Raw genomic sequence first — 24,435 nt, 5'->3', positions numbered from 1 at the left:
GGACCGGCCTCAGCTGGCCTCTGCCGCGGCTTCGGCCGCGGCAGCCCGCCGCTGGGCCAGTCTGATCTCAAGCACGGCATCCATGGCCTGCTGCACCCGGTCCTGGGCGCCGGCTGAGCTGAACTCCTTCTGCGCCTCCTCCAGGAACACCAGAGCCTCCTCGGACTCGCCGGCGGCCTTCAGGGATTTCCCCAGCAGGAGAGACACCTCGCCGGCGGTGTGCCGCGCCAATGCCTGCCGTTCGGCGTGGATCTCGCGCAGTTTGTCCACCGCAGCCATGATGTCGCCCGTGAGGTAAAGCCAGCGGGCGCGGATGAACGCCACCTCCAGCTGGTCAGTCTTGTTTCCGCCCACAATCGACAGTGCAAGTTCTGCCCGCTCGATGGCGGAGAGAGTCTCCGGCGCCACGATGCCCGAGGAGAGCCGAACGGCGGCCGAGGCCTTGTTGAACCGGGCCCACAACTCGATGTCGTTGGCCGGGGACAGCAGCTTGGCGGCCCGTTCGTGGTACTTGATGCCCTCGGGGTAGTCGTGCCGCATAAAGGCCACGTTCCCGATGACCCACGCCACTTCGCCCGCCAGTTGGGAAATGGACTGATCATCCATCTGATCGTTCATGGCCTGGCAGTAGGTCCAGGCCTCGTCGAGCCGGCCGCTTTCGGCCAACGCGCCAATCAGTGCCCGCAGGGCGCCGATGATCAGCGTCGACCCCTTGGGCAGCTGCGCGCAGAGTTCCACGGCCTTTTGGGCATGCTCGACGGCGGTGGCCAGCTGCCCCTGTCCGTGACACACCGCGGCAAGCATCTGCCGGGCACGCACCCCCAGCCCTGCGGACTCGGTGGCCATGGGGTGTTCGAGGAGGTGCTGGATGATTTTTTGGCACTCCTGCAGCTGGCCCTGTTTCATCAGGCATTCGGCCTGCATGTAGGTCATGTTCCACCAGGCGCTGGTGTTCTTTCCCTCCAGCGCGATCTGGGCGGCTGTGGCGGCATGGGCCGCGGCGAGCGGATAATCCCGCAGGTCCCACGCTTGGCGTGCGTAGAGCCCGGCGAGGACATACTCGGCGTCGCTGACAGAGATGGGCTGGCTCCAGGCCTCAAGCGCTTTGGGCGCGAGTTCCAGGCGTCGCGCCAGTTCTTCGATGACGTCCGCGGTGGGTTCGCGGCGCCCTGTTTCCAAGAGGGAGATGTAGCTGGGAGAATAAAGGTCCTTGCCCAGTTCAGCTTGCGTCAACCCACGTTCGAGTCGTTCGGCGCGGAGCTTTTCCCCGAATCCGTTGCCCACGGGTCCTCCTTATTCCGGACAGTCTCTATACCAAATGCTTGACAGTCTCTGTGGAAAACATTTTACAATGTATGTCAACAAGGGCAGTGCTGACTTTGTAACGAAACCGACGCGTATTGAGGAAACCTTATGTTGAAGAAGATTGCAGCCGCCGCCGCTTTGGCAGGGGCCCTGGCATTCTCAGCTGCGGCCCCCGCCGTGTTGTCCGCAAGTCCTATCGTTGGCCTGACGGATCAGCTGGGCAGCACTATTGCCATCGGCAACTGGCCGGATCCCATGTCAGTCCCACAGGCCATCGGCAACTGGCCTGATCCCATGTCAGTCCCGTCCTGCATCGGCAACTGGCCCGACCCCATGTAATTCCGTTGGATGTAGACCACAGGCTTAATCTCCCGCGAGGGAACCCGGGCCCCGGGACATGCGCGAACCATGTCCCGGGGCCCTTTCTTGCGTTGCGCGGGCCCTGCCGGCTCCTGTGCAATCGTCGGAAACGAAAAAGAGGGCCTCCCAAGTGGGAGACCCTCTTTTTACCTTGGTCGGGATGACAGGATTTGAACCTGCGACCTCGTCGTCCCGAACGACGCGCGCTACCAAGCTGCGCCACATCCCGATCCGCTGCAAAAGCAACTTCACAAGAGTATCCGATGAGTGGCCCGGATGCGAAATCGGGCTCCACGGGGCGGCGGTTCGGCGCCCCGGTTCCATCCTGAAGACCAGTCCGGCCGGGTTGGGTCCTAAACCAGGGAATCTTTCCAGGCCCAGTGCAGCTGAGCGAAGCGTCCGCCGCCGCCGATCAGCTGGTCCGGGGTGCCATCTTCCACCACGCGTCCATCGTGGACCACCAGCACCCGGGCAGCGGTCTCCACCGTGGAGAGACGGTGGGCGATGATCAAGGCCGTCCGCCCCGCCGTCGCCGCCTGTCCACTGTCCTGCCCATGGTCCTTCTCCTGTCCCGGGCCCGCAGCGGTGCCCCGGAGGAGCCTTGCCAATCCGTGCTGGACCAGCCGTTCCGAGGGAACGTCCAGTGAGGAGGTCGCCTCATCGAGGATAAGCACCGCCGGGCGTGCCAGGAAGGCCCGGGCAAAGCTGATGAGCTGCCGCTGGCCGGCCGAAACACGTCCCCCGCGCTTGTTCACGTCCGTGTCGAAACCGTCCGGCAGTTCCATGATGAAGTCGTAGGCGCCAACGGCCCGGGCTGCTTCCTCGATTTCCCCGCGCGAGGCCTCCGGGCGTCCCAGGGCGATGTTCTCAGCCACGGAGCCGCTGAACAGGAAGGCTTCCTGGGTGACCATCACCACGTTGCGGCGCAAGTCTGCGGTGGCGAGGCTTCGGAGGTCCACACCGTCCAGGGTTACCGAACCCGCCGTGACATCGTAGAACCGGGCAATCAGCTTGGCCAGGGTGGACTTTCCGGCGCCCGTCTGGCCCACCAGTGCAACGGTCTGTCCTGCTGGAATGTGCAGGGTCATTTCCGGGATGACCAGCGGTCCGTCGCCGTAGCGGAACTCCACGTTGTTAAAGTCGATGGTGCCCCGGGCGGCCGTCAGTGCCACCGGGTTCTCCGGTGGCCTGACAGTGGGAATCTCCTCCAAGAGCCCGGAAACCTTTTCAAGGGCTGCCTGGGCGCTCTGGAAAGAGTTGTAGAACATGGCCATCTGGTCCACCGGCTGGAAGAAACGCTTGGTCGACAGAATCAGGGCAAGCAGCACGCCGACGGCCAGCTCCCCGTTGAGCGCGCGGAATCCGCCCACAAGCAGGACCACCGCCACGCACACGTTGCCAATGAGCACGAGTCCCGGCTGGAAGACGCCATTAAGGTTGATGGACCGGAAGGTGACCTTGCGGTAGTCCTCGGACAGGCCGCCGAACCGTTCGGCGTTTTCCCGCTCCTTGCGGAAGGCCTTGACAGCCCGGATCCCGGTCATGGTCTCCACGAAGTGGACGATCAGCCGAGCAGACACCACGCGGGACTCGCGGAAGGCGATCTGGGAATGCTTCTGATACCAGCGGGAGAGGACGAACATGGGAACCCCCGCGGCGAGAACGAGCAGTCCGGAGCGCCAGTCGAGGGCGAACACCGTGACGGCGGTGAACGCCATGAACAGGATTCCCGAGGCCAGGGAGCTCACCCCGGAGTCCAGCAGTTCACGCAAGGCTTCGAGGTCCGAGGTCTGGCGGGCGATGATGCGGCCGGACGTGTACCTCTCGTGGAACTCCAGGCTCAGGCGCTGGGTATGCCGGAAGACCCGCACCCGCAGGTCAAGCAGCATGGCCTGGCTCAGCCGGGCAGTCGAGGTCACGTACAGGGCCGTGAGCCCCGCCGTGGTAACCGCAGCAGCCAAATAGGCGGCGCCCGCAAACACCAGCGGCACACTGTCCCCGGCCCGCAGCGCCGGGAGCGCATGATCGATGCCGAAGGCGATCAGCGCCGGGCCGGCCACGCGGGCCGCCTGGGAAAGGACCACCGTGGCGATGGTCAGCCAGAATCTCAGCCGGACCGGGCGGATCAGGGACCGAAGCAGGTCGAGTGACCGGCGTCGTACGGCCTTGCTCTCACTCTTGCTGAGGTGGGCGTTGTCCTCGTTGGCCGTTCCAAAGGTCGCGGCGCTCATCGGGACACCTCCGCCTCATCCTCGAGGGCTGACAGTTCGGAATCCAGGTCCCTCGGCTCTGTGTCCAGGCTGGCAATCACGTAGCGGTAGTGGGGGTTGCCGGCCAGCAGCTGCGTGTGGGTGCCGACGGCGGTGATCCGGCCCTCCTCCAGCAGCGCCACCCGGTCCGCCAGAGCCACGGTGGACGGCCGGTGGGCAACGATCAGGGTGGTGGTGTCCGAAAGGACTTCCCGCAGGCGCGCCTCCACGAGCTCCTCCGTGTTGACATCCAGGGCGGACAGGGGATCATCCAGCACCAGGATCCTTGGCTTGGCGGCGATGGCACGGGCAAGCGCGATGCGCTGGCGCTGACCCCCCGAGAGGCTGAGCCCTTCCTCGCCGATCAGCGTGTCCGGCCCGTCCGGGAGGGAATACACAAAGTGAGCCTGGGCCACGTCAAGGGCCTCCTCGAGTGCCGCGTCGGTGCGGTCCGGGGCGCCGAGCAGCACGTTCTCACGGACGGAGTTGGAAAACAGTGTGGTGTCCTCGAAGGCAACGCCCACTATGGTGCGGAGTTCGTCCACGTCGAAATCTCTCAGGTCCACGCCGTCGATGGCGATGGAGCCGTCCGTGACGTCGTACAGGCGGGGGACCAGCTGGAGAAGTGCGGATTTTCCGCTGCCGGTGATCCCCACGAGCGCCATTGTCTCGCCGGGCCGGATGTCCAGGTCGATGTTCTTGAGGATGGGTTTGTCCGGGGCATCCTCGAAGGCGAAGGTGGCCGAGTCGAAGGTGAGGGCGCCCCGGAGGGAGGCCGGCCGCTGCGGACACGCTGGACTGGTAATGGTGTTCGCCGAGTCCATCACTTCAAAGTGCCGGTCGACGGCGGACTTTGCGGTCAGCGCCATGGCCAGGAGCATCCCGGAATACTCCACCGGAGTGGCGATGACCGCGGCGGTGGCGAAGAAGGCCACGAGGGCGCCGATGCTGAGCTCGCCCTGTGCTGCCAGCATCACGCCCACTACCAGGGCTGCGCCCAGTGCGAGTTCGGGCAGGAGGGTGACCACCATGCTGAAGAGGGCCAGGTGCCTTGCTTTGGCGATCTCGGTCTGCCGCAGTTCTTCCGCCTGCTCGTTGAAGTTCTCCAAGGCCTCACGGCTGCGCCCGAAGGCCTTCAGGACGCGGATGCCGTGAACCGACTCCTCCACGGTGGTGGCGAGATCGCCTGCCTGGTCCTGGCTCCGGCGGGCCACTTTGCTGAACCTGGTCCGGAAACGGAAGCCGAAGACCATAAGCGGTACGGCGGCTGCCAGGAAGATCAGGGCCAGCTGCCAGCTCATGGAAAACATCACGACGACCCCGATTACCACCGTCAGCGTGGTGACCACCAGCATGATGGCTCCGAAGGCCATCCAGCGGCGCAGGAAATTCAGATCGGTCATGGCGCGGGAGAGGAGCTGGCCGGATCCCCAACGGTCGTGGAACGATACCGTCAGGTCCTGGAGATGGTTGTAGAGAGATACGCGGAGGCGCGTTTCCACGGTGGTCGCCGGGTTGATGACAAACTGCCGCCTCAGGGCGACGAGGCCCGCCTCCGCCACGCCCAGGCTCAGGACGGCGAGGGACGCTATCCAGACAGCGTCCGTGGCCCCGCCCGGACGAAGGGAATCGTTGATCAGCACGCGTAGGACCTGGGGGATGGCGAGGGCAACGAGGCTGGCCAGCAGGGCAGAGACGAGCCCCATAACGAGCCGGGGAAGGATCGGCTTCACGTGGGGATAGAGACGGCTGATGGACGTGAAAAATGGAGTCTGCTTGGCCATGCCCGCTTCTTAAAGCTTCAACGTGGAATGTAGTTTCCTCTAGCAACTACCCTATGCCATGAAGAGCCACGCTTCACAGGATCCGGTCACGCCGGGAACAGTTGCCCCGTTGTTGCGTTCGGCAATGACCCGGCCCATTTGTATGGGCGGAAAGTGGTCCGCGGTGCGCTCAGGCGCGCGGCGTCAGCGTCAGCAGGACGGCCTCGGGCCTGCAGGCTATGCGCACGGGCGCGAACCGGGAGGTGCCGATCCCGCCGGAGACGTTCACCGGCGTCGAGTGCCCTCCGCTTTCCCAGTCATGGAGTCCCTTGGCCCTCCATGTGGGGAGGTCGCAGTTGGACACCAGCGCTCCGTAGCCGGGGATGCAGATCTGGCCGCCGTGGGTGTGGCCGGCCAGGAGGAGGTCAGCGCCGTCCTCGGTGAAGTGATCGAGCACGCGTTGGTACGGGGCATGAATGACGGCCACGCGCAGATGCGGGTCGGCGTCGCGTCCCTTGGTCCCCCGGGGCCAGCCGGCGTACCTCTCAAGGCCAAGGTGGGGATCGTCCACGCCGGAAAAATCAAAACGCAGCCGGTTCAGCACCAGGGACTGGGCGCGGTTGGTCAGATCCACCCAGCCGGACATCCCGAAGTACGCGCGCAGCCTGGGCCAGTCGAGCTCCACCGGTTCCTTCTGTGCCTTCGAGGGTCCCACGAGGTACGACGCCGGATTCTTCAGCGTGGGCGCGTAGTAGTCATTCGAGCCGGGCACGAACACGCCAGGAAATTCCAGCAAGGGGGCCAGCGCCTTGAGCAGGGGATCAACGGCCTTGGCATGGCTAAGGTTATCGCCGGTGTTCACTACCAGATCGGGCTCCAGCTCGGCCAGCGAGGACAGCCACTGGGCCTTGCGGTGCTGACCCGGCACGAAGTGGATGTCGCTTAGGTGCAGGATCCGGAACGTGCCGAACCCCGGAGGCATGATCGGGAGGCTTTCCTCCCGCACCACGAACTGGTTCTTTTCCCACAGCCCGTAACCGGCGGTGGCCAAGCCTGCAGCAGCACCGGCCGCGGCGGTGACGGCAAAGCCGCGCCCGATGTTCCGGGCGCGGCTGGCGAGGGCGGAGGCATCAACCACTGGCGCTACCCCTTGCCGTTGCCGTTGTTGCCGCTGTTGCCATTACTGGGCGCCGGAGCGGGCGCAGCCGTGCTGGGCGCGGGGAGCGGTGAAAGATTCGGCGTGGACGGCGTGGTCTGCCGGGTGGCGGGAGCCCCGTTGACCATGTTGGACGGCGGAGCGGGGAACGGGTTGGTACCGTAGCCCGGAGCCACCTGTGCCATGTAGTTGGAGAACTGGGGACCGGCAATCATGTAGCCGTCGATGCCCTTGTAGAACTTGCCGTTCACCGTGATGTTCTGACCGGCCCGGCTCTGGTCGCCCAGGGGGTCGCCGAACCAAGTGGCCGTCGCCAGGCCCGTGGTGTAGCCGGCAACCCAGGTTGATCCGTTGGTGTCGTTGGTGCCGGTCTTGCCGGCGATGGGGAAGTTCGTCTTGGTGGAGATGCGTGGCTGGATCAATGAACCCGAGCCGCGGTTCAACACTTCCTGCATGGCGTAGGCGACGCCCCGGGCCACTTCGGGCTTGACCGCGTCCCTGCAGCTCGTAGCCTGGGCCGGCAGCTGGGCGCCGTTCTGGTCCGTCACCGACACGATCGCGATCGGCTCGCAGTACTTGCCGTCGTTTGCGAACGTGGCGAACGCGCTGGCCATGGTCAGGGGGGCCGTCTGAGTGGACCCGATCAGGTTACCCAGGGTGGTCATTTTCACCTTGGGATTGGGTGAGTCGGCGTTGGGCAGGCCGGCGTGAATACCCACGGCATCCACGATCTTCTGGATTCCGCAGAGGTCCACCTGCGCGGCGGAGGCGAACGTCATGGTGTTGATCGAGTTCGCCAGGCCGTCAAGGACGGACATGTATTTGTAGTAGCCGTCTTCGGCGTTCTGCAGGTCCTTGGTGCCGTTGGTGCTGTCATACCAGCCGACCGTTGGTGTGGGGCAGGTGTTCTTCCACGGGAAGTTCTGCGGATATCGCCGCACCGCGCCGTTGAGCTGGGTGTTCATTGATTTGCCCTCGTTCAGCCATTCGGCGAAAGTGAAGGGCTTCATGGTGGAACCGGGCTGGAACCCGCCCAGGCCGTTGAGGTCGTTGCCGTTGGCGTCCTTGGCATCGACGTTGAAGTTCTGGGTCTGGTCGAATTTACCGTCGGCCGGGAACCAGACGGTATTTTGCGCCATCGAGATGATCTTGCCCGAGTTGGGCTGGACGGACACCAGGGCCGCGCCCCACTTGTCCGGGTTGGCGCCGGCCGAGGCATCCACCTGGGTCTGGGCCACGCCCTGCGCCTTGGGATCCAGGGTGGTGGTGATGGTCAGGCCGCCGCGGAAGACCTTCTTTTCACGTTCTGTGGCGTCCGCTCCGTATGCGGGGTTGTTCAGCAGCAGGTGCAGGACGTAGTCGCAGAAGTAGGGGGCGGTTGCGGCGTAGGCGCACCCCTGGCGGGCGGGGGTGACCTTGGTTTCCACCGGCGTGGCCACCGCGGCGTCGTAGTCGGCCTTTTTGATCTTGCCCTGGTTGAGCATGGAGCTGAGCACCAGGTCACGGCGGACCTTGGCATTGTCCGGGTGGTTGATCGGGTCGTAATAGGAGGGGCTGTTCACCAGGCCTGCCAGCAGTGCGGCCTGCGGCAGGGTCAGGTCCTTGGCCGTGGTGCTGAAGAAGAACTTTGAGGCGGCTTCAATGCCGTAGGCGTCCCGGTTGAAGAACACGATGTTGAGGTAGCCCTCGAGGATCTGCTCCTTGGTGAACTTCTTTTCCAGGGCGATTGACAGCTTCATTTCGCGAAGCTTGTCGCCGACACCCTTGTTGACGCCGTTGAGCTTGACGTCCTCGCTCTTGCCCTCGGCTTCAAGGGAAGCGTTGATGACGTTATTCACGTACTGCTGGGTAATTGTGGAGGCGCCCTGCTTGTTCCCGCGCGCCGTGCTTACCAGTGCTCGCAGGATGCCGGTCGTGTCCACGCCGCCGTGCTGGTAGAAGCGGCTGTCCTCGATCGAAATGATCGCGTCTTTGATGTATGGCGACATCTGGTCCAGCGAAACGCGTGTGCGGTTTTCGGCGAAGAGATTGGCGATCACGCTGCCGTCAGAGGCGAGGATCTTGGTGGATTGGCTGGGCGGGTCCACCTGGAGTTCGGCCGGCAGCGTGTCGAAAAATTGGATGGAACCGCTGGCCGTGCTACCGGATACTGCCGCCGCGGGGACCAGCAGGCCCGCCACGAGGACACCACAAATAGCGCTCACGCCAAGGAAAGCGAGGATCTTTCCGAGGGTGGTGGCCGTGTCGAATAAAGGGTTTCTACCAGTCGCCATGTTTTCCACTTTAGCGGCAACGACTAGGCTTTAGCTCATGACCAAATGGGAGTACGCCACGATTCCGCTCATTATTCACGCCACGAAGCAGATTCTGGACCAGTGGGGAGAAGACGGGTGGGAGCTCGTTCAGGTAGTCACCGGTCCCGAAGGCAACGGTCTGGTTGCCTACCTTAAGAGGGAGAAGCAGTAGTCATGACTAGCACTGCACACACCGGCCCGGAGACCCCGGCACCCGCCGAAGAAACCGCCGCCGGCACCGAAAGAACCTCCGTTACCGGAGCCGCAGCGCCGGCTTCCGCCGTCGAACAGCGGTTGGCCGAGCTGGGCCTGGCCCTTCCGGAGGTGGCTGCTCCGGTGGCCGCCTACGTCCCGGCGGTCATCTCCGGCAACCACGTTTACACGTCGGGCCAGCTGCCGTTTATTAACGGCAAACTCGAAGCCACGGGGAAGGTGTCCACGGGCGCCGAGGGCCACGCCGACGAGGCCACGGTGTCGCCGGAGACCGCCAAGCACTATGCCGCCGTCTGCGCTGTCAATGCGCTGGCTGCGGTCAAGAGCGTCATCGGGGACCTTGACCGCATCACGCGGATCGTCAAGGTTGTCGGCTTCGTGTCCTCGGATCCGTCCTTCACCGGGCAGCCCGGCGTCATCAACGGGGCATCCGAATTGCTCGGCACCGTCCTCGGCGACGCCGGACAGCATGCCCGCTCCGCCGTCGGCGTGTCGGTCCTGCCTCTCGACTCCCCTGTGGAAGTCGAATTGATTGCGGAATTTAGCTAGAAGGCCGGTCAATTCCCTTGCCCCAGTTAGCCCGTCGCCTGTTTGTGTTGCCTCCCGATCTTGAGGGAGCGGCACAAAGCTGGCTTGAACACGGCGAGCGGACGCCCCGCGCGCCGCGGTTCGCCTCATCCGTGGTCCTCCTCCGGGACTCACCCACCGGCCTTGAGACCTGGCTCGGATACCGCCCCGGATCCTCTCCGCTGGGAGTCCTCGCCTTCCCTGGCGGCTCCCTGGACGCCTCGGACGACGACGCCGTCGGCTGGCTGGGGCCCTCGCCCCAGCAGTGGGCGGACGCAATGGGGACAACCGACGTCGGACTGGCCCGACGCCACGTGGTGGGCGCCATCCGCGAGCTCTTCGAGGAAACCGGGGTGTTGCTGGCCGGTCCGGACCTCTCCACCACAGTGGAAGCCATTTCCACCTCCGAGTGGATGCGCGCGCGGGAAGCCGTGGCCGATCAGGAAAAGTCCTTCACCGACGTTCTCGCCAAACGCGGCTTGTCGGTGCGGACGGACCTGCTCAAGCCGCTGGTCAACTGGCTTAGCCCCGACTTTGCCCACCGGCGTTTCAATACCCGTTACTTCGCCGCCACGGTGCCCGTGAACCAGCAGCCCTCGCTCCTGGCCAGCAAGGGCGTGTGGGGCCGTTGGGTGTGCGCGAAGAAGATCATCGAGGAACGGGACACCACCGCCCTCGGCGACGAAGTGGGCCAGGAAAACACGGTGGGCCTGAAACTGGGCCAGCTGCTGGTGCCCGGATCCGAGATCATGCTCGAAAAGATGGCCGCCGCCAACGGGTGCATTGCCTACCTGAGCTACAAGCGCAAGCCCCACGTCTACCAGCCCCGGCTCGTCGAGGAAGACGGCAAGCTCATGCTCGAGGTCGAGGCAGCCAAAACCATCGCCGGCGAGCCGCAGCGCGAACGCTGACACGGCCGGCGCAGGCTCAGGCGCGTCCCCGGGGCGCGGGACGTGCCTCCGGCTGGGGGACATGCCCCTTCCTGAGGCTCACCGTGGGACATGTCCACTGCTCGCGAAGACCCCCGGGGGACATGCCCTCCCCTGGCCCGGACCAATGGACATAAGGGCGTTATGTCCACGGTCTGCTCCCGGGAATGGGCATGTCCCAAGGCCCGGGAAGTGGGGAACGGACATGTCCTCCCCGGACTGATTTGAGCCACTGGACATGTCCTCCGGCGACTTACCCGGCTGCTGCCGACGACCTCCCCACCACTGGATATGTCCTCCGCCGACGCGGGCCGCTGAGCACAGTGGCGTTATGTCCGATGTGTGGTGCCGCGACTGGGCATGTCCCGTGGCGCTGAGCGGCCCAACACTGTGAGCGAGCCAACGCTGTGAACGAACCAACACCGGAGCGAACCCCTGCGCTGAGTGATCCGCGCAGCCGAACGGACCGGGCAAGATCCCGCATTAAACGACGAAAGCCGGCTCCGTTTCCACGGGCCGGCCCTCGGGCTTGCTGCTAATTGCGGTTAACGGGAGCGCTGGCGGAGGCGCTGCATGTCCAGGATCACGACGGCGCGGGCTTCCAGGCGCAGCCACCCGCGCTGAACGAACTCGGCCAGGGCCTTGTTCACGGTTTCACGGGAGGCGCCCACCAGCTGGGCCAGCTCCTCTTGGGTGAGCTCGTGGGCCACCAGCACGCCGTCCGTCGCCGGGCGGCCGAAACGGTCGGCCAGGTCCAGCAGCGCCTTGGCCACGCGGCCAGGGACGTCGGAGAACACGAGGTCGGAGAGCGAGTCGTTGGTGCGGCGCAGGCGGCGGGCCAGGGCCTGCAGCAGCTGGGCGGAAACCTCTGGACGGGTGCGGAGCAGGGCGTTGAGGCTCTCGTTCTTCAACCCGGCCAGGCGGGTCTCCGAGACGGCAGTTGCCGTGGCCGTGCGGGGGCTCGGGTCGAACAGCGCCATCTCACCAAAGAGCTCACCCGGGCCGAGGATGGCAAGCAGTGACTCGCGACCGTCGGGAGACGTGCGGCCCAGCTTCACCTTGCCGGAGACGATGAAGTACAGCTGGTCACCCTGGTCGCCTTCCCGGAAAACCGAGGCTCCACGTGAGAGGTCCACCTCGGTAAGCTCATCCGTGAGAAGGCGGAATGCTTCGTCGTCGAGCGTGGCGAAAAGGGGTGCGCGGCGCAATACCTCGATGTCCATAAAATCTCCTGACTTATTGTGTCGGCTGGGGCGCTTCAGCCATTGTTTCAGAATTTTGAAAGTTCTGTGACGTACTTGGCACCTGCAACGCCCTAAACGACGCCGCGAGGGCCTGGGGGCTGCCCGCTGAAGCGCCCTCGGGCGGCCCATTCAGAGGTCCGCGGCGGATGACGTCCGACGGCGGGCCCGTCCGGCAAACTGTCAGTATCCACCATTAGAATTGGGGCTTACCTGTCTGTAAGGAGACCCGTTGTTCGGCTTGACCATCTTGGACTTGGCGTTGATTCTCACGCTGCTGTCCTATTTGATATACGGCCTGCGCAACGGCTTTCTGGTAACGCTGGGAGGTATCGCCGGATTTGTTGCCGGGGCCCTGGCCGCGTTCGTTTCCGTTCCCATTGTCAGCAACCTCGTGCAGGACAGCGGCTGGAGGCTCACCGCTATCGTGGCCACCGCCGTCGTGCTCATTGTCCTCGGACATGCGCTGGGCACCATGATCGGGCGGAGTATCCGCAGCGCCGTGCGGATCCAGCCCCTTCGCACCGTGGACCGCGTGGTGGGAGGCGGGGTCAACGTGGTGGTGGCCGCCCTGGTGATGTCCATGCTCTCCTTCAGCATCAGTGCGCTGGGCGTTCCCTTTGTGTCGCAGCAGTTGGCCGAATCCAAGGTGATCCGTTTCATCGACGGGCTGACCCCGACGCCGGTCAAGACCGCCGTGGCGCAACTGCGGTCTGCCGTGATCGGGGACGGCATTCCCACCCTGATCGAGGGGATAGGCCAAGGACAACAGGTAACGGCTCCCAATGCCAGCACGGACACTCCCGCCTTGAACCGGGCTGCGGAATCGGTGCTGAAGATTGCCGGAACCGCCTATCAGTGCGGGCAGAACCAGACTGGAACAGGGTTCGTGGTTTCGCCCGGCCGGGTTGTGACCAACGCCCACGTGGTGGCGGGCGTGTCGCAGCCCGTGGTGGAGGCCCCCGGCGTGGGGGCCATGCCGGGCCGCGTGGTGTACTTCGACAGCCAGCACGACCTCGCCGTCCTCGCCGTTGACGGATTGCCCGCAATCCCACTTCCGCTGAGCGGAAACCTGCCTGCCGGCAGCCCGGCGGCTTTCGCCGGCTACCCGCACGGCGGCCCGTTCCAGTCCAAGCCCGCAACCGTGCAGGACATCACTCCGGTGCTTGTCCCGGACATCTATGGCAACAATCCGTCGCCCGAGGACGTGTACCGCATCGCCGGCGACGTCCAGCCGGGCAACTCGGGCGGACCGCTGCTGACCAACAGCGGAGAGGTGGCAGGGGTTATCTTCGCGAAAACCACGTCGCAGGAAGCGCTGGGGTTCGCCATTACCATGGCTGATCTGGGACCCGTGGCGGCGCAGGCTCCGGGCCTGAGCAGCGCCGTATCGTCCGGGCAATGTATCCAGAAATAGCGCAACCAGCAACAGCGCAACCAACAGTCCACCTCTCGGGATTCAGCTCCTGACTATCAAGGGAGCGGGCCGAAGCCCGGGCCCGGTGCGCTGTTAGAGCCATTGCAGGCTTTGGCCGTGGGGACCGGCGATGGCCACGGGTTGTCCGTTGTGCAGCAGCAGGAAGCGGCCGCGGAGCCGTTCCGGATTCATTTCGGGGACCACACTGGAACCGTCAGCCTGCTGGATCACCGTGTGGCCCTCGTTGGACAGCCACTGACACCCCCGGCTTACCGCGAGTGCGTTGATTGCCTGGCGGAATCTTTCACGTTCGGCCGACGTCAGATAGGCCATCACCGCGCTGTGGAACACCACCAGCGTTGCGTCCGCCGGCGCTGATGCTGCGAGATGCACCAGCTGCTCGTTAAGGTCGCCGGCCACAAGCAGCGGCGGCTGCTGTTGCGCGATGGCGATGGCCTGGCGCAGCCGCTCCCGGCGGAATTCCTGCTCCGGCCAGATGAGCGCCTCAAGCCATGCAACGTCGTCGGGATTGGCTATGTCCAGCGGGTTGAGGTCGATCCCGGCCCGCCACACCACCTCAGGGAGGGCCGCGGGCACGGGGACCGGGCCTTCAATGGTGCAGCGGAGCATGGGCGGTGGCGGCTCCTCCGGTCCAGGTAAGAGGCGGGTGATCCCGGCGGCGCCCTGGTATTCGTAGGCGTACCGGTCCGGAAACAGGCCAAGCCCGGCGGATGCACCCACTTCCAGCAGGGCAAGCGGCTTTCCGGTAACGTCCGCGATCGCCGCCAGTGACGGCAAGAGGGTGGCGCATCGTCCGGCCTCGTTGGTCTGTGTGGCGCGCGCCAGCACAATGCGCGAGATCTCAGCCCAGTGGTCGTATAGGAACTCGCTGAATGCCGGGTACGGGCTGATGCGTGCGCCCAGGAAACGGGCGGCGGCCAGCATGAGCAGCGGCTGACGCTTGTTGTGCGGCCACTGCTCGATGCGGCGGATCAGCTCAGGGTCGTTCGCGATGCCAACGGACCACTCCGCGTAACAGGGCGACGACTCCGGGGCGTCGAACATGCCGAAGTTCCGGTACCAGTCAGCCGTTCCTGGTCCGTCCGCGCACATAGTCAGGCTTGCGGGGAATTCAAGTCAGCCAGGTATTCGACGGCGAACCGGTAACCCATGATGCCGGCCCCGGCGATGACAGCCTTGCTGATGTCCGAGAGATAGGAGTGGTGCCGGAATTCCTCGCGGGCGTGGACATTGGTGATGTGGACCTCGACGGCGGGCAGCTGCACCGCGGAGATCGCGTCGCGGATGGCCACCGAGGTGTGGGTGTAGGCGCCGGCGTTCAGCACGATGCCGACGGCTTTGCCCCGGGCCGCGTGGATGGCGTCCACCAGGGCGCCCTCGTGGTTGGACTGGAAGCACTCGACGTCGAAGCCATGTGCCGCCCCGGCTTCCTTGGCGAGGTTTTCGACGTCGACCAGTGTGGACGTGCCATACTTTTCGGGCTCACGGGTGCCGAGCAGGTTCAGGTTGGGGCCGTTAAGGACCAGGATGGTGCCACGGCTGGCGTCGTTGGTGGGGGCGGCTTCAGTCATGTGTGCAAATGTATCGCGTGGCGGGCAACCTGCGCGGATCTTTACGGGTGGGGCCGTGGGGCGGCGCCGGGCCGCCCCGCAGGGCGGCGCCCCGCAGGGCGCCGCGGCAGCCCCACCCGGCACTTCGCCGGACTCTGGCGGGCCGTCACCGCGGTGCTTAAACTGAGAGAACCATCGTGCGGAGCTCCCGTACGGGTCAGCTCGCGCGGAAAGCCCGATCTGGAGAGCGTCATCATGCGCCACACAAGTATTGGTTCAGGAAAAGCACTTCGCCGCGCCGCTGTGGGACTCGTGGCCCTTGCGGCACTTTTCGTTCCGGCCCCCATGGCAGGCGCCAGGGCGCCGTCGGCCGAGCGTTCGACGTCGGTCATCAAACTCCCGGGGGCCACATCGGCTGAAGGAATCGCCGCCGGGCGGGGGAGCACCTTTTACGCAGGAGACCTCGCCAAGGGCGACATCTACCGCGGGGACATTCGCGACCGCACCGCCGAACTCTTTATCGACGTCCCGGATGGCCGGGCAGCGGTGGGCATGAAAGCCGACGTCCGCCATGACCTGCTCTTCGTCGCCGGCGGCTCTACCGGGCAGGCCTACGTCTATGACACACATACCCGAAAGACCGTGGCGGAGTACCAGCTGACCGCGGCGACGCCACAGCAGCCGGCCTTCATCAACGACGTCACGCTGACCGACGACGGCGCCTGGTTCACCAATTCGACGCGCCCCGAGCTTTACTTCATCCCGGTCAACCACGATGGGGAACCCGGCGATGCCGAGACGCTCGCGCTGAGCGGGCCGGCCGCGGACATCAAGCAGGGCTTTAACCTCAACGGCATTGCGGCCGTCCAGGGCGGGCGGACCCTGGTTGTGGCCCATACCGTCAACGGGGCCCTCTACACCGTGGACCCGGAAACGGGCTCCAGCGCCCGGATCACCGGCGTGGATGTGCCCTACGTCGACGGGATCGTGGCGCAGGGACACACCCTGTGGGCGGTGCAGAACCAGCTCAATCAGGTCAGCCGCATCCGCCTGGATCCCGGGACCGATTCCGGCGAAGTCCGCGCCGTGATCACCAGCCCCGACTTCCAGGTTCCGACGACGGCGGCCCTGTTCGGGGACACGCTCGCAGCCGTGAATGCAAAGTTCGGCATAGCCGGGGCCAGTGAGTTCGAAGTTGTCCTGGTGGACGCCCGTTAGGCCCTGTGAGTTTGGCGCCCGGGCGCCCGGGGCGGGCAGCTGCGCGGCTGGCCGCCCCGGCCCCGGCCGGCTCAGCTCAGGCTGCCGACAACTTCAACAGAAGTGCATGCTCCGGGTTGAGGACCGGCATGGGCAGGCCCACCTCGGCAAGGAACCGGCCCCTGGCCTCGGCGCCGGCCGCCAGCCATGCCGGCGGCCGGACCTGGGTGTAGGTGCGGGCATAGTCGGCATCCGAGGGGACCGGGAAGATGGCCTCCACGCGGTAGCTGCGTTCAGGGTCCAACCCGGGGATGGTGACGCGGCCCGGTTGTTCGGCGAAGCTTGTCCGCGTGCTCACGAGGGCGAACAGGCCGGCCGTGTCGCCTGCGACCATGCCTGCCGACAAGGCGGCGGGGGCCACCACGCCGTGAAGCATCAGGGATTCGTCGGCCAGATCCGCCCTGACCATGCGTCCGGCATGGATCAGCCCGCGGTGCTCCTTGTAGAGGCCGATGAAGCGCTTGAGTTCCTCACGCTCGGCCCCTTGAACCTGGCGGACGTCCCATTCCATGCCAAAGTGCCCGAACAGCGCGGTGATGGCGCGGAAGGAGAGATCGTGCGTGCGGGCGGTGGTGTGGGAGGTGGTGGGTCCGATGTGGCCCCCCACCAGTTCCGGCGGCACCACGAGCCCGGTCCAGCGTTGGATGGTCTGGCGTTCCAGGGCGTCGTTGCAGTCCGAGCCCCAGATCCGGTCGGTCCGTTCCAGGATGCCCAGGTCCACGCGGGCTCCGCCGGACGAGCAGCTTTCGATCTCGACTCCGGGGTGCGCCTTGCGGAGTTCGTCGAATAGCCGGTAGGCGGCAAGGGTCTGCTGGTGCACCGACGCCCGGCCGGCGTGGCCGTGCTCCAGAAGATCCCGGTTCTGGTCCCACTTCAGGTAACTGATGTTGTTTTCGGTCAATAAAGCATCGATCCGGTCGAAAATGTACTGCCAGGCCCCGGGATTGACGAGGTCGATGATGTGCTGGTTGCGCCATTCCAGCGGCAGACGCCCCCCGTCCTTGTGCGACGCAGCGGCAGGGCCAGCGATCCAGTCCGGGTGGGCGCGGGCCACGTCGGAGTCCAGGTTGATCATTTCCGGTTCGACCCAGAGGCCGAATTCCATGCCCCGCGTGGTTACGGCCTCGATCAGCGGTGACAGTCCGGCTGGCCACAGGCCCTCGTCCACGTACCAGTCACCGAGCCCGGCGTGGTCGTCGCGGCGGCCGCGGAACCAGCCGTCGTCGAGGACGAACCGCTCCACGCCGAGCTCGGCGGCGGAATCGGCCAGTTCGATCAGGGTGTCAAGGTTGTGGTCGAAATAGACCGCTTCCCAGGTGTTGAGTACCACGGGACGTGCTTTGCCGCCGCCGGTAGCGGGCAGGACGTGGTGCGGCCGGTTCCGGAACCAGCTGTAGAAGGCTTCACTGATGCCGTCCAGGCCATGGCTGGAATATGCGGCGAAGAGTGCGGGGGTGGTGTAGCTCGCGCCGGGTTCGAGAACCACCTCGGCGGGTCCCAGCAGTTCGGAGCCGCCAATGACGGTGCGGCCGTCCGCAATGCTGTCTGCGAACTGTTCATGGTTTCCGCTCCAGGCCAGATGAGTGGCCCAGACCTTGCCGTGGCGGTTGCCAAAGCCGGAAGTGCCGGCCGCCAGCAGCAGGGAGGAGTCGTGGCCTGTGCGTCCGTGGCGGCCAGTCCGTACCCAGGTGCCCTGCTGGATGGGCCGGCGCTGCGGGTGGCGCTCGCGGCACCAGCGCCCGGTCAGGTCCAGGAGTTCGACGGCGTCATGAGCCACCGGGAGCACGGTGGCCAGTTCGTCCACCTGGAAGGGTGAGGTGCCGGTGTTGGTCACGGTGTGCCGCATTTCGAGGAGGCCGCCGTCGTGCAGCTCGATGCTTGACACAACGGCGATGCCGGCGTCCGGATCCGACTGGGTGATGACCGCTGACTTTCCAGCGTTGCCGGCAGCGCGGGCGCGGGTTCCGGCCGAAACGTCCGCGACGCGAAGGCGGACGGAGAAGTCGTGGCCGGGCACGCCGTCGGCGATGCGGTGTCCGCGGAGGGCGGGACGGCCGCGCCAGCTGGACGAGGCCTGCGGAAGGAGCCCGGCGGGGACGGTGGCATCGATGGCCGAGTGCGGGATCGGTTCGCCCAGGATGGCCAGATCGGGGAGTGAACCGCCCAGATCGGCTCCCCAATGGATGACCTCGGCCTCCCCGCTGTCGAAGCTGATCACCAGGCTGATGCCGGCGGAGCGGAGATGCAATGGATCCATGGGGGTCTCTTTCGATTGATAAGGGGTGCGTTCAGTAACGCAGTACGGAAAAAATTTTGGTGACGGGAAAGCTCCGGGGTGCCGCCGCCTTGAGCAGGGAAGCGGCGGCACCCGGTGACTGCGGTCAGCCGCAGTCGATGCAGGCCTACTTGAAGAGGGCGTTGACCTGGTTGTTGGCTTCGGTCAGGGAGCTGGCGGGCTTCTTGCCGGAGAGCACAGCATCCATGGCCGGCTTCATGATGCCGTCCACCTTAGCTGCCTTGTCCGCGATGGGGAACAGGAAGGTGGTGCCGTCCTTGACATGGGTGGTGAAGGCGGAGACGTCCGTACCCTTGTCCGCGAAAGCCTTGGCCGCGAGCTCCGAGGAGCTGGTGATTGCCGGGAAGACCACTGCCTTTTTGGCCACGACGTCCTGGCACGCGGTGGAGCCGAGGTATTCGACCCACTTGATGGAGGCGGCCGGGTTCTTGGTGCCCGCCCAGACCGAGTCCGCCAGGCCGTTGAACATGCTGGCGCGCTTGCCGTCGGGTCCCTTCGGGGTGGGCGCGAACGCCGCTTCAACGCCCTTGTACGACTTGTACTGACCGATCAGCCAGTCGCCGGTGGTGTTGATGGCGGCCTTGCCTGCCCCGAAGTTGTCCGCCACGCTGGCGCCCACGGTGGTCTCAAGCTTGGGCATGTAGCCCTTCTCGATCAGGCCGGCCCACCAGGTGATGGTGTCCTGGAAACGAGGATCGTCGTAGTTGAACTTGGTGCCCCACGGGTTCTTGTCCGTGGCGGTCCACCCGGTGGTGGCGCTCAGGAAGCTCCACTCCGTCTGGCCCTGGCCGGATCCGCTGCTTGCCAGGCCCAGCCCATAGACGGCCACGTTGTTCTTGTCGAAGCCAGCCTCATCGCCACGTTTGCCATTCTTGTCCACGGTCAGGTGCGCAATGGCCTTCTCGTAGCTGCCGCCGTCCTTGGGGTTCCAGTCCAGGTTCGCCATCTGCTCCGCGCTGATGCCGGCGGAATCGGCCATGGCCTTGTTGTAGAAGAGGCCCACGGTGTCCCAGTCCTTGGGCAGGCCGTAGCGCTTTCCGTCCTGGCCCACCCAGAGCTCGGGGAGGCCCTTGGTGTAGCTGTCCAGCTTGACGCCGTCCTTGGCCACGGCATCATCCAGCGGCAGGAGCTGCTTCTTCGCCGCGTACTCGGGGTACTTGGACAGGTGGTCGGTGAAGACGTCGGGGGCGGTTCCGGCCACGAATCCGTTGGTGAGGGTGGTCCAGTAGTCATCCCAGCCGCGCTGGGTGATCTTGACCTTGATGTCCGGGTTGGCCTTGGTGAAATCGTCCGCGCACTGCTGGTAGGCCGGGAGCTGGTTGGCGTCCCATAGCCAGTAGTTGATCTCTCCCTTGGCCTCGGTGGAGGCCGAGCCCGTGCCTCCACAGGCGGAGAGGGATATTGCGATTGCTGCGGCGGCGGCGACGGCGCCGAGGGTCTTCTTCATGGTGGACCTTTCTGGAGGGTGAATCAGAGGGGAATGCGGTGGGGGACTACTTGATGCCGGAGAAGCCGATGGAGTTCACCACTTTCTTGCCGAAGGCGATGAAGAGGATGAAGATGGGCAGCGCCGCGACGAGCGTGCCGGCCATCAGGCCCGTCCAGTCAGGGGCGCCCTGGGGCGACTGGGACTTGAAGACTCCCAGGCCCACCGTGAGGACGCGGACACTTTCGTCCTGTCCCACGAGGAGTGGCCAGAAATACTCGTTCCACTGGCCGATGAAGGTCAGCAGCGCCAGGGTGGCCAGGGGCGCGGCCGCGTTGGGGATGACGATCTGGAAGAAGATCCGCAGGTGTTTGGCGCCGTCGAGCATGGCGGCCTCTTCCACTTCCCGGGACATGCTCAGGAAGAACTGGCGCAGGAAAAAGATGGCGAACGGGGTCATGAACACGAAGGGAAGCGTCATGCCGGCAAAGGTGTTGAGCAGGCCCAGGTTCTTGATCATGAGGAAGTTGGGCAGTGCGGTGAAGATCGGCGGAACCATCATGGTGGCCAGGAACAGCGCGAACACCACGTTCCGGCCCGGCCAGCGCAGCCGGGAGAAGGCATAGGCAGCCATCGCGCTGAAGAACACCTGCCCGGCGGTGGTGATGGTGGCGAAGATTGCCGAGTTCCGCAGGTACAGCCAGAAGTTGATGGCGGCGCCGGAGCCGCCTTCGGCGATGGCCTCTTCGGGGCTCTGCAGCCCCAGCACCCGTTTAAAGGCGCCCCAGCTGAAGTCCGCCGGAAGCAGGTTGCCGGCGTTTGAAGCAAGGGCTGCGTTGCTGGACAGGGCGGTCCGGAGCATCCAGAGGAACGGAGCCACCGTCACGGCGACGGCCACGACGACGAGGGTCCAGGCGCCGACGCGGCGCCAGTTGATGGGCTTGGTGCGGGAAAATGTGGAGGTGCTCATGGCTGGGGTTCCTTAGTCCAGATCCGATTCGTTGCCCTTGAGGAACTTCATTTGCAGGAAGGCCACAAGAGCGAGAATGACGAAGAGAATGACGGACAGCGCGGACGCGTAGCCGAAGTCCGACTCGCCGAAGGCCTTTTGGTAGATGTACATCTGGATCACGCGGGAGGCATTGATGGGGCCGCCGCCCGTGGTCACCGCAACGGTGTCGAACACCTGGAAGGAGCCGATGACGGTGACTACGAGGACCAGGACCAGGACGGGGCGCAGGAGCGGCATGGTGATGCTCCAGAAAGTCCGGGTGGGTGAGGCGCCGTCGAGCGAGGCCACCTCGTACACATGGTTGGGGATGGACTGCAGGCCGGCGAAAATCAGCAGGGCCGTGTATCCCATGTGCCGCCAGACGTTGACGGCGGCGATGGTGGGAATGGCCCATTGCTCGCTGCCGAAGAAGGCGATGCGCGGCAGGCCCATCCAGTTGATGATCTCGTTGACGATTCCGATCTGGTAGTCGAGCATCCAGAACCACAGGAGGGCGACTATCACATTGGCAACCAGGAACGGCAGCAGCAGAGCGCCGCGGATGAAGGTGGACTTGGCCACCCGGTGCATCAGGAGCGCCAGTCCGAGGGCTATGACGGTCTGGAAGCCGATGTTTAGCGCCACGTACTGGACCGTGACCGCCATGGCGTTCCAGAACAGCTCATCGCCGAGGATCGCGGTGTAGTTCTTGATGCCGATCCAGGTGGGATCGCCCAGGATGCTGTACTCCGTGAAGCTGAGGTAGACCCCCCGGATGGTGGGGACCAGAAAGAAGAAAACGAAGCCGATCATCGCCGGGAGGATGAAGAGCAGTGCGATCTTCAGGTCCCCAAGGCGGCGGGTCAGGCTGCGGGGGGCGGGTTTCGCTGTTTTGGGCCGTGCGGCCCGGGAAGCCGGGTCCTGTTGCTGCTTGGTAAGGGTGGTCATCTTCGACCCTTTCCTGACTGTGATGTGGGTAACAACTGATGAGGAATCTACACGAGTAGATTTGGCACAGCAAGTCTTTTTTATTGAAATGAAGGGAAATTATGCCGAACTGCCTCAAGTCGTTGACTCGAGTAGATTGCGATGTAAGACTTCCCGTATGGCCGGTGGGGCCACGAGGCCCGGATTTACGGGCGGTCAGGGAAAGGTAAACAATGACGTTTTCAATCGGAGTTGTTGGGGTGGGCCAGTTCGGCGGACACTTCGCCCACCTCTTCAAGCTGCACCCGGGCGTAAGCGAGGTCTATGTCGTCGACGAACGGCCGGACCGCGCCGCCGCGGCGCTGCGGCAATGGGGGCTCGACGGCGCGAAGGCGAGCTTCGAGGAGCTGCTGGCGTCCGACGTCGACGCCGTCGCCATTTTCACGCAGCGCTGGACCCACGGTCCGCTGGTGGAACAGGCGCTCCGGGCCGGCAAGCACGTGTATTCCGCCGTCCCCATGGCGGTTTCAGAAGAGGAAATCGAACGCATCATTGACGCTGTGAAGGGGACCGGGCTCGTCTATGCCATGGGGGAGACCAGCTACTACAACCCCGCCACGGTCTACGCCCGCAACCAGCATTCCGCCGGCAAGTTCGGCCGGATCTTCTACAGTGAAGGCGACTACGTCCATGACATGGACCTGGGCTTCTACGACGCCTACCAGTACAGCGGCGGAGACGCGTGGAAATCGACGGCAAGCTACCCGCCCATGCTGTACCCCACGCACGCAATCGGGGGCGTCCTGGGTGCGCTGCCGTCACACGCCGTCAGCGTGAGCTGCATCGGCGTCAAGGACGACCGGAACGACGGGGTGTTCGATAAGGAAGTGAGCATGTTCGGAAACGACTTCTCCAACGCCACCGCGCTTTTTGAACTGAGCGACGGCGGTGCCATGCGCACCAACGAGATGCGCCGCGTGGGCTACCCGTCCCACATTCGCGAGTCGCGCTTCCGTTTCTTCGGCACCGAGGCAAGCTTTGAGCAGCTCGCCAACGTGACGGTGTGGCAGGACAAGGAAAGCGTCCATGACATCTCCGCGCAGGTGGAGACCCGGCCCAGCATCCCGCTGGACCACCCGTCCCTGGCCGATGTCGCCCCCGAACTTCGTGACGCCTTCATCTCCGGCCTGGCCCCCGTGCACGATCACGGACGGCTTCCGGAGGAATTCCGCGGGGCCCCTAACGGTCACGAAGGCAGCCACCAGTTCCTCGTGGACGATTTCGTGACGGCGGTCAACGAGGGGTCCCTGCCCCCGGTCAACGCCTGGGTGGCCGCCCGGTTCACCCTGCCCGGAATCGTGGCGCACGCGTCGGCCCAGAACAACGGCGAACGCCTGCCCATCCGCGATTTTGGCAGCGGACCGCAGGGTGTGTAGTTAGCATGTACTCCATGACCACCCCCGCAGTGCACACACCCCGAGGCCCGGTGACCCGCAAGGACGTTGCCCGCTATGCGGGTGTGAGCACTGCGGTGGTCAGCTACGTGGTCAACGGCGGTCCCAAACGGGTTGCGCCGGCCACCGAAGCGAAGGTCCAAGACGCGATCCGGATTCTGGGCTACCGGCCGAATGCCGCCGCGCGCGCCCTCAAGCTCGGATCCAGCGAAACCATTGGCTTGATCATCCCGGACAACAGCAACCCGTTCTTCTCATTGCTGGCGCACGCCGTGGAGGATGCGGCCGGCGAACTCGGCTACGCATTGTTCCTGACCAATTCCGACGGTGACCTCGCCAAGGAGCGTCGCCATATCCGCAACCTGGCCGCCCGCCAGGTGGACGGCGTCGTGCTCGCAAGCGTGCTCTCCGAACCGGACCTCGCCGATTTGGAGGCGGCGGAGATTCCATCGGTCCTGCTCAGCCACAGCGCGCGGCTGGCCGGCCTCACGAGCGTTGGCGTTGACCTCGCCGCGGGCGCCCGCACTGCCGTGGAACATCTCGTGGGTCATGGCCACACCAACATCGGCCTGGCCATGGGTATCACCACGGCCAACGAGGCGGATGACCGCGAACAGGGCTGGCTGCAGGCGCTCAAGGCTGCCGGCCTGCCGGAAGGCCCCATCGCCCGCAGTTCCTTCACCCGGGATGGAGGTTACGCCGCCGGACAGCGCCTATTGGCGTCCGGCCACCGGCCCACCGCTATTTTTGCGAGCTCGGACATGCAGGCCATCGGGATCCTCCGGGCCCTCCACGAGGCCGGACTCTCCGTTCCGGGGGACATCGCGCTGGCCGCCTTCGATGGTTCGGTGGATGCCGAATATTCATGGCCCCCGCTGACTACGGTGGAACAGCCCGTGCGTGACATGGCGGACGCCGCCGTGCGCGCGCTGGTCGGCGCGGACCGCGGCGAGCCACCCCGCCACCATGTCTTCCCCACGCGGCTGCTGATCAGGCAGTCCTGCGGCTGCCCCTGAGGC

Annotated in this window: 20 protein-coding genes and 1 tRNA gene; 8 read left to right on the top strand and 13 right to left on the bottom strand. The window is 65.3% G+C overall.

Annotated features, from left to right (window positions below; genetic code table 11):
- Positions 1-9: 9 nt before the first annotated feature.
- On the bottom strand, positions 10-1,284 hold the full coding sequence (locus tag ACP4XC_RS19890) for a helix-turn-helix domain-containing protein (protein WP_427172432.1): 1,275 nt from the start codon (positions 1,282-1,284) through the stop codon (positions 10-12).
- Between the two features lie 129 nt (positions 1,285-1,413).
- Here ACP4XC_RS19890 and ACP4XC_RS19885 point away from each other — a divergent pair, with 129 nt between their 5' ends.
- Complete coding sequence (locus ACP4XC_RS19885) at positions 1,414-1,644, top strand: hypothetical protein (RefSeq protein WP_427172431.1); 231 nt, start codon at positions 1,414-1,416, stop codon at positions 1,642-1,644.
- Positions 1,645-1,817: 173 nt separating this feature from the next.
- Here the strand turns inward: ACP4XC_RS19885 and ACP4XC_RS19880 are convergent.
- From ACP4XC_RS19880 to ACP4XC_RS19860, 5 genes are all read right to left on the bottom strand, one after another.
- Positions 1,818-1,894 (bottom strand) — tRNA-Pro (locus ACP4XC_RS19880).
- 124 nt (positions 1,895-2,018) lie between these two features.
- Entirely contained in the window at positions 2,019-3,896 is a 1,878-nt protein-coding gene (locus ACP4XC_RS19875; RefSeq protein WP_427172430.1) for an ABC transporter ATP-binding protein, read from the bottom strand.
- Entirely contained in the window at positions 3,893-5,698 is a 1,806-nt protein-coding gene (locus ACP4XC_RS19870) for an ABC transporter ATP-binding protein (protein ID WP_427172428.1), read from the bottom strand. The genes ACP4XC_RS19875 and ACP4XC_RS19870 overlap by 4 nt, the downstream gene beginning before the upstream one ends.
- Positions 5,699-5,867: 169 nt before the next feature.
- Positions 5,868-6,815: a metallophosphoesterase gene (locus ACP4XC_RS19865; protein ID WP_427172427.1), complete on the bottom strand. Its 948-nt coding sequence runs from the start codon at positions 6,813-6,815 to the stop codon at positions 5,868-5,870.
- Positions 6,816-6,820: 5 nt separating this feature from the next.
- The gene (locus ACP4XC_RS19860; protein ID WP_427172425.1) at positions 6,821-9,106 is read right to left on the bottom strand and encodes a transglycosylase domain-containing protein; all 2,286 of its coding nucleotides are present in this window, start codon (positions 9,104-9,106) and stop codon (positions 6,821-6,823) included.
- Positions 9,107-9,143: 37 nt separating this feature from the next.
- Between ACP4XC_RS19860 and ACP4XC_RS19855 the strand changes: the two genes are divergently transcribed.
- From ACP4XC_RS19855 to ACP4XC_RS19845, 3 genes are read left to right on the top strand one after another with little or no spacing between them, the layout of a single operon-like run.
- A complete protein-coding gene (locus tag ACP4XC_RS19855) occupies positions 9,144-9,299 on the top strand; it encodes a DUF4177 domain-containing protein (protein WP_427172423.1) in 156 nt (51 codons plus the stop codon).
- Between the two features lie 2 nt (positions 9,300-9,301).
- On the top strand, positions 9,302-9,889 hold the full coding sequence (locus tag ACP4XC_RS19850; RefSeq protein ID WP_427172422.1) for a RidA family protein: 588 nt from the start codon (positions 9,302-9,304) through the stop codon (positions 9,887-9,889).
- Between the two features lie 17 nt (positions 9,890-9,906).
- Positions 9,907-10,818: an NUDIX hydrolase gene (locus ACP4XC_RS19845; RefSeq protein WP_427172421.1), complete on the top strand. Its 912-nt coding sequence runs from the start codon at positions 9,907-9,909 to the stop codon at positions 10,816-10,818.
- Positions 10,819-11,381: 563 nt separating this feature from the next.
- On the opposite strand, the gene ACP4XC_RS19840 is transcribed toward ACP4XC_RS19845, so the two are convergent.
- Positions 11,382-12,059, bottom strand: coding sequence for a Crp/Fnr family transcriptional regulator (locus ACP4XC_RS19840; RefSeq protein WP_011693220.1), 678 nt, complete (start codon positions 12,057-12,059; stop codon positions 11,382-11,384).
- Between the two features lie 250 nt (positions 12,060-12,309).
- Here ACP4XC_RS19840 and ACP4XC_RS19835 point away from each other — a divergent pair, with 250 nt between their 5' ends.
- The gene (locus ACP4XC_RS19835; RefSeq protein ID WP_427172420.1) at positions 12,310-13,494 is read left to right on the top strand and encodes a MarP family serine protease; all 1,185 of its coding nucleotides are present in this window, start codon (positions 12,310-12,312) and stop codon (positions 13,492-13,494) included.
- A 93-nt stretch (positions 13,495-13,587) separates the two neighbouring features.
- On the opposite strand, the gene ACP4XC_RS19830 is transcribed toward ACP4XC_RS19835, so the two are convergent.
- Both ACP4XC_RS19830 and aroQ read right to left on the bottom strand, forming a co-directional pair.
- Positions 13,588-14,607, bottom strand: a complete 1,020-nt coding sequence (locus ACP4XC_RS19830) for a DUF2332 domain-containing protein (protein ID WP_427172419.1) — start codon at positions 14,605-14,607, stop codon at positions 13,588-13,590.
- Between the two features lie 2 nt (positions 14,608-14,609).
- Positions 14,610-15,086, bottom strand: a complete 477-nt coding sequence (aroQ, locus tag ACP4XC_RS19825) for a type II 3-dehydroquinate dehydratase (RefSeq protein ID WP_427172418.1) — start codon at positions 15,084-15,086, stop codon at positions 14,610-14,612.
- 234 nt (positions 15,087-15,320) lie between these two features.
- Here aroQ and ACP4XC_RS19820 point away from each other — a divergent pair, with 234 nt between their 5' ends.
- Positions 15,321-16,283: a hypothetical protein gene (locus tag ACP4XC_RS19820; RefSeq protein WP_427172417.1), complete on the top strand. Its 963-nt coding sequence runs from the start codon at positions 15,321-15,323 to the stop codon at positions 16,281-16,283.
- Positions 16,284-16,359: 76 nt separating this feature from the next.
- Here the strand turns inward: ACP4XC_RS19820 and ACP4XC_RS19815 are convergent, their stop codons facing one another.
- The 4 genes from ACP4XC_RS19815 to ACP4XC_RS19800 all read right to left on the bottom strand — a co-directional run bounded on the left by ACP4XC_RS19815 (position 16,360) and on the right by ACP4XC_RS19800 (position 21,983).
- Positions 16,360-18,579, bottom strand: a complete 2,220-nt coding sequence (locus ACP4XC_RS19815) for an alpha-galactosidase (protein WP_427172416.1) — start codon at positions 18,577-18,579, stop codon at positions 16,360-16,362.
- A 145-nt stretch (positions 18,580-18,724) separates the two neighbouring features.
- Positions 18,725-20,065: an ABC transporter substrate-binding protein gene (locus ACP4XC_RS19810; protein ID WP_427172415.1), complete on the bottom strand. Its 1,341-nt coding sequence runs from the start codon at positions 20,063-20,065 to the stop codon at positions 18,725-18,727.
- Positions 20,066-20,111: 46 nt separating this feature from the next.
- On the bottom strand, positions 20,112-21,014 hold the full coding sequence (locus ACP4XC_RS19805; RefSeq protein ID WP_427172414.1) for a carbohydrate ABC transporter permease: 903 nt from the start codon (positions 21,012-21,014) through the stop codon (positions 20,112-20,114).
- Positions 21,015-21,026: 12 nt separating this feature from the next.
- A complete protein-coding gene (locus ACP4XC_RS19800; protein ID WP_427172413.1) occupies positions 21,027-21,983 on the bottom strand; it encodes a carbohydrate ABC transporter permease in 957 nt (318 codons plus the stop codon).
- 212 nt (positions 21,984-22,195) lie between these two features.
- Between ACP4XC_RS19800 and ACP4XC_RS19795 the strand changes: the two genes are divergently transcribed.
- Positions 22,196-23,398 carry a Gfo/Idh/MocA family protein gene (locus tag ACP4XC_RS19795; protein WP_427172411.1) on the top strand — a complete coding sequence of 401 codons (1,203 nt, stop codon included), beginning with the start codon at positions 22,196-22,198 and terminating at the stop codon, positions 23,396-23,398.
- 14 nt (positions 23,399-23,412) lie between these two features.
- Positions 23,413-24,432 (top strand): LacI family DNA-binding transcriptional regulator, encoded by a 1,020-nt coding sequence (locus ACP4XC_RS19790; protein ID WP_427172410.1) that lies wholly within the window; start codon positions 23,413-23,415, stop codon positions 24,430-24,432.
- Positions 24,433-24,435 lie beyond the last annotated feature (3 nt).

The organism is Arthrobacter sp. 92, from assembly GCF_050260325.1.
Classification (GTDB): domain Bacteria; phylum Actinomycetota; class Actinomycetes; order Actinomycetales; family Micrococcaceae; genus Arthrobacter.
This window is presented reverse-complemented; position numbering and strand designations above follow the sequence as displayed.